This is a genomic window from Aquabacterium sp. (genome assembly GCF_016234775.1).
In the GTDB taxonomy this organism is placed as follows: Bacteria; Pseudomonadota; Gammaproteobacteria; order Burkholderiales; family Burkholderiaceae_C; genus Aquabacterium.
This window is the reverse complement of record NZ_JACRAH010000029.1, coordinates 1-5,171: the sequence shown is the minus strand read 5'-3', so window position 1 is coordinate 5,171 and position 5,171 is coordinate 1. Positions and strand designations below refer to the sequence as shown.

Sequence of the window (5,171 nt, the reverse complement as noted above, 5' to 3'; positions counted from 1 at the left end):
CTGCGCATCGCCCTGCATGGTCAGGCTCGTGTCCTGGCCGCTGAAGAGGCTGATGCTGCTGGGCGTCACAAAGGCGGCCGTGCTGGGGGTGTCCAGATGCAGCAGGGGCTGGGCGAACTTCTCTACCGGGTCTGCCAGGCTACGCCCATTGGCTTTCTTCGCTTCATGGCCGTTGACGCTGCCTTCGTGCTGGCCTTTGGCTGCCGGGTCCATCAAGGCGGCATGCGTTTGCAAGGCCTGTTGGCCATCGTGGCTGCTCAGGCCCTGTGCGCCTTGCTGGCGGGCGCTCTGGCTGAGTGCATCGCCCAGTTGCTGCGCAGCCTTGAGCTGCCCCACGGCCTCGGCCGCATCCATCTGGGTGCTGTTGACGCTGCTGCCTTGTGCGGTGCGCGCGGTACTGCTCAGCAGCAGGCCCTGGCCGGCGCGCACCACGGCGCAGCCTTCGGTGTGGCCGTAGAAGCCTTCGCCCAGCCATGGGCCGCGTTGGGCATGGCCCTGCCCACCCTGCCCGCTTTGCTGGATGATGCGGCCCAGCGTGAGCTCGTTCCAGCCTGTTTGGCTGCTGTGGCTGGCCAGGCGCATGCGCAGCTGGCCGGTGGCGTCATCCACCAGCCATTGGTTGGCGCCTTGGCCGTCCAGGTGGGGGTGGTGCCAGCCCGACACGGTGCCGGGGTGATTGGCGCCTGAATCCACGCCTGCGGGCCAGGGCAAGTCGTGCTGGCCGTTGTGCAATTGGCCGACCACAATAGGCCGGTCAACGTCCCCATCGATGTAGTCCACCAGCACCTCGGTGCCGGCACGGGGTGTGAACACGGCGCCCCAGTTGGGGCCTGCCACGCCTTGGGCCACGCGCACCCAGGTGCCGCTCTGGGCGTTGCCAGGGGCATGGCCGGTGTCGGCGCCTGCCAGCGTAGCCGGTGCGTTCAAGCCGCCAGCAAGCGGTGATGCACCACGCTGCCAGCCAAACTGGATGCGGATGCGGTTGTCACGGTCGGTGGTGAGGGGCTCACCTTCGGCGGCCACCACGATGGCGGTCTGCAGGCCGGGCGCGGTGGGCACCTCAACCGGCATGGGCACGATGCGGGCATTGGCCGGCACGGCATCGAAGCGGTTGCGGTAGCTGCCTTGCTCCACATCCGTGCTGCGCATGATCTGCGCGGCTTCGTGGCCCAGGTTGTTGGCGGCTTCGTGGGTGATGCTCAGAGTACAGAAAACGGTATTCGTGCCAGCGTTGGGCCCAAGGTCCATGTACATATCGGTGCAGCGCGACTCACTCCTTGGAGCGCTGCTGCCTTATGGTCTGCCTCAGTTGACTTGCGGCAATGTATGCATTTACCCCCCTGAAGAGGGACCAAGAGAACCAAGCAGAAACGCCGGAATAAAGGCCTCCCGTACCCAAGGCCAAGAACTTAGACATGGGTACCGGTTGATTCCAATCAACTCGATCCACCGCAACCGCCAGCAACCCGAGCATCCCCAAGGAGATCCCGACAAAGACCAGGCAAGAAAAGGCCAGCCCGATAGCTGCGAACCAATCTCGACGAGTCATATCTCTCGGATGGGCGCAGTCATCGCGACGATTCAAGAGATCGATGGCATGACGCATGTACCTGAGTTGCATATCCGTGCCTCCCAGTCGCTCGTGCAACGCAAGCAAGCTGGCATGCCCGTCAGGTACATCGATACCTGTTAAGCGAGCAAAGTGTGCACGCGTCAACATACGTTGGCCCAACGCCTTTTGCCAGTCTGCAGTGCCTTTTTCAGCGAGCGCCGCAGCACTCTCTATGCGGATTGCCAGCTTACGGTCCTTCCACCACGCAACAAACCTGATGAAGCCGCCAAGCCCGGAAGCGCCAGCCGCGATTGCGCCTGCTACTGCCAGCAAGAGGGATGACACCTCAGGGGTACCGGACACCTCACTCACCTGCCCATTGCCAGATGGTCACACCATAGTCGCCACCGACAGACGGCATGACCTCGCCAAGCTTGAAGTGCCGCTTGTCTGGCGCTGCTGGTGTGAACCACAAACCTTCGCGTGGGCAACGTTCACCAGATTCACAGCGGCCTTTCGCCGTTGCAGCGCCATGCTTGAGTTGAGCTAGCACGGGATGCTCAATCATGCGGCCAGTAGGCTTGACCGGGTGCCATATGCAGTCCACCAAATTGAAGCTTGCATAGCCATCGTCATCGACAGAAGCGATTTCATAGGTTGGTTGCATGATTTGCACGTTCTGGCGTGCAAAGGCGAGAGCCGCCGTACCCATACCTGTATTGGGTACCCACACGCCTGTCCATGGCACGACGTCGCCAGTTTTGCAGGACACAGAGGTGTCCGGGGCGTACTCGGGGATTTGATGGGGAAGAACAGGAAAGACACTTGGCTCAATGTAGCGGGCGATGCCATTTCCTTCATACCCCACATCCTCAGGGAGTTCGTAGCGCCAATCTGCTGATCCATCCTTGTAGTTCGGATCGCTGAACCTCTCGCTCATTGCCACAGACGTTAAGAACTCATCGCATATGCCAAAGGTTTCGTTGAGCAAATCCATGAACTGCCCCATCTCCGACATCCAGTTCATGTTGCCTTCTTGGAGGCCACGAGGGATTGTCTTCATGCGACTGGCCCATCGCTGCATCGGATCAAACTCCCCCTGCTTGAGGATTTCCAGCGCGCCATCGAACCTGTCCAGCAAGTCTTCGATCACGCCGCCCCAATAGGGCACAGGCGCATAATCGGCAATGAAGGCGTGTTGAGCCACATCCGCACGCATGAGGTCGGCCGCTTCTTGTAGCTTGATCTTGGCTTTCGCGATGTAGTCCGGTGAAGAAATCGTGTACCAGAGGTGAGCCTCCTGGCTCAGGTTGCGAGTTGCCATGGCTTATTCTTTCAAAGGGTTGGGCAGGCCAATGATGTTGTTCTGATCTTCAAAATCCTTGAAGCCCCAGCCCGTCTCAGTAGGCCCTTCGATGCGCGGGTCGTTGATCTGGGTGCGGATGCCTGAAGGCTTGGCGCTCCCCGCAGTGTCGCGAATGATGCCTCCCTCAACCATGTCGGGGAACTGGGCTTTGGTAAAACCGTCGGCCTTGGCGTTCTTTAACTGATGCGGCACCATCTCTTTGCGTGCAGGATCCCAGCGCATCGGCTGCCAGACAACTTGTGTTAGTCCACCTTCAAGGAATCCCTCTGCTTCCTTGCCTTCGTTGCCCAACCACTGCATGGCAGTTGGCCCCTCCCACACAGTGATGTCTCCATCGCGAGCTTTGTTGTATGTGAACTTCACGTAGGTGCCATTCTGGTTCCAGTCCGGCCTCACAGCCAGCTTGCCACGCCACATCTCACGCGCCAAGGCTGGGTTGGCGTTGATTTCCTTCCAAACGCCCTCTGTGATCCAGCAGGTGCTCAATGAGCCACTGGTAGGGTCGACCACACGGTACAAGGTTTCGCCATCGCGCAAGGGGCGAGCTTTAACGCCTTTGGCAAAGCTTTTGATGGCGGTGTCATCCAACTCCGGGGCACCTTGTTGCCGACCCTTGGTGTAAGCAGGCGCCAATCGAAAATTTTTAGGCGTCAGTTGCTCAAACAAAACCGGCTTCTTCGTCTTCACCCAAGCCGGCTTGTGCTTCGCAATCAACCGCTTGCTGCCCTGTTCCGACAATGGTGCCATCCAGCCTTTATTGAGCTGCTGGCTCTGCGCCACCCAATGCATGTCTTCCAGGCGTTTGGCCAACTGCAGCATCATCGCGTGCAACGGCTCCATGAACTTGTTGACGGCACCCTCGAAGTTCTTCTGCACCATCACGATGCCATCGAGCACCTGCTTCACTCGCGGCCCTGCCGATGCGGGCAGCAGCGGGCTCAAGGTGTTGAGAATGTCCTTGAGGCTGTTGGCCTTGTCATTGAACTGCGCTTTAAGTGCCGCTGGATCGATCTTGCCAACCGTCTCCCGGATACTCTTGGCCACCCACTTGATCACATCCGGGACACCAGCCTTGGTGAGAAAACTCTGAACCTTGGGATGCGTGAGGTACTGGACGATGGATGGCAGGGCCGCGTCAAAGGCCTCGTCCATGTACTTCACCATCTTGCTGGCGTTCGTCAGGTCATCCGCACTCTTGATCAGGGGCTTGAGCTTGACGAACACAATCTTGACCACACCCTTGGCTACCGAGCCCAAGCCTGGGACGAAACCGATCAAGGTGAGCACGAGATTGAACCAGGCCATGCCATTGGCCGGTGCAGCCACGATAGCGATGATGTTCGCGATCAAATCACGAATGTCCATGACCGTGTCGATGCCCGGTATCAGGCACACAGCCGTATCCAGGCCGATCTGCCCCATGGAACGATTTGGATTGAAGTCGCCTTGCAGCGCTTCCCAGACCCAGTTTGCTTTCTGCTTTGCATCCATCGCTGCGCTCTTGGCGCTGTGCTTCCAACGATTGATGCCTTTGACAATGTCTTCAAAGGAAAAGGACATACCTACCCTATGGTTTTGTATTGTTCAGATCACGCGCCGAGGAAGGCCTTGATTGACTTGGCCAGGTCGTTGAGCGTGTAGGGATCAGGGTCCACTGAGGTAGGTGGGTTCTTGTATTCGACCTTGTGTTCAACGCCCTTGGGAATGCCATCAAGATGTGCAAAACCTTTGCTGTTCAGCGTGCCTTGACGTTTGCTTCCGTCTGAAAACGTGACCTCATATGGCACATTGGCCAGAGGCGCGGCTTCCCATCCTCGCAACTCAAGCTCCATCCATCGAGGTTGTTCACCAACCCGAGCATCAGGTAAACCAGTCAACTGTGCTGCCTGGCTTCCCCCGCTCCCCCACTCATGCGCCGCCCCCTTCACCGTCCACGTCCCCGGGCAGGTGAAGGTGATGTCGCCACCCTTGATCACGATCTGGCTCTGGCCCGCAGTGAGCGTGATGCTGTCGCTGGCCTGGATGCGGATCTCGTCGGTGGTGCTTTGAACGGTCAGGTCCTTGTCTGACCAGATCTGCTGGGCATCGGTATGCGCGCGCAGGCTCAAGCCCGCGTTGGCCGTGATGGCCTTGATGCCGCCTGCGTGGGTGTAGAGGCTGGTGGTCTGGCCGCTGACGCTGCTCAGCGTGTGCGTGCTGGTGAGCTGCGCATCGCCCTGCATGGTCAGGCTCGTGTCCTGGCCGCTGAAGAGG

General features: G+C 59.4%; 5 protein-coding genes. All 5 read right to left on the bottom strand.

Features of this window, described 5'->3' with window-relative positions; genetic code table 11:
- A partial coding sequence (locus HY836_RS08475; protein WP_290675444.1) for a type VI secretion system Vgr family protein occupies positions 1-1,254 on the bottom strand: 1,254 nt, incomplete at its 3' end.
- Between the two features lie 16 nt (positions 1,255-1,270).
- The gene (locus HY836_RS08470; RefSeq protein ID WP_290675442.1) at positions 1,271-1,885 is read right to left on the bottom strand and encodes a hypothetical protein; all 615 of its coding nucleotides are present in this window, start codon (positions 1,883-1,885) and stop codon (positions 1,271-1,273) included.
- A 31-nt stretch (positions 1,886-1,916) separates the two neighbouring features.
- Positions 1,917-2,876: a hypothetical protein gene (locus HY836_RS08465; protein WP_290675440.1), complete on the bottom strand. Its 960-nt coding sequence runs from the start codon at positions 2,874-2,876 to the stop codon at positions 1,917-1,919.
- Positions 2,877-2,879: 3 nt separating this feature from the next.
- Positions 2,880-4,478, bottom strand: coding sequence for a hypothetical protein (locus HY836_RS08460; protein WP_290675438.1), 1,599 nt, complete (start codon positions 4,476-4,478; stop codon positions 2,880-2,882).
- Between the two features lie 29 nt (positions 4,479-4,507).
- On the bottom strand, positions 4,508-5,171 hold a 664-nt coding region (locus tag HY836_RS08455; RefSeq protein ID WP_290675436.1), incomplete at its 5' end, for a DUF2345 domain-containing protein.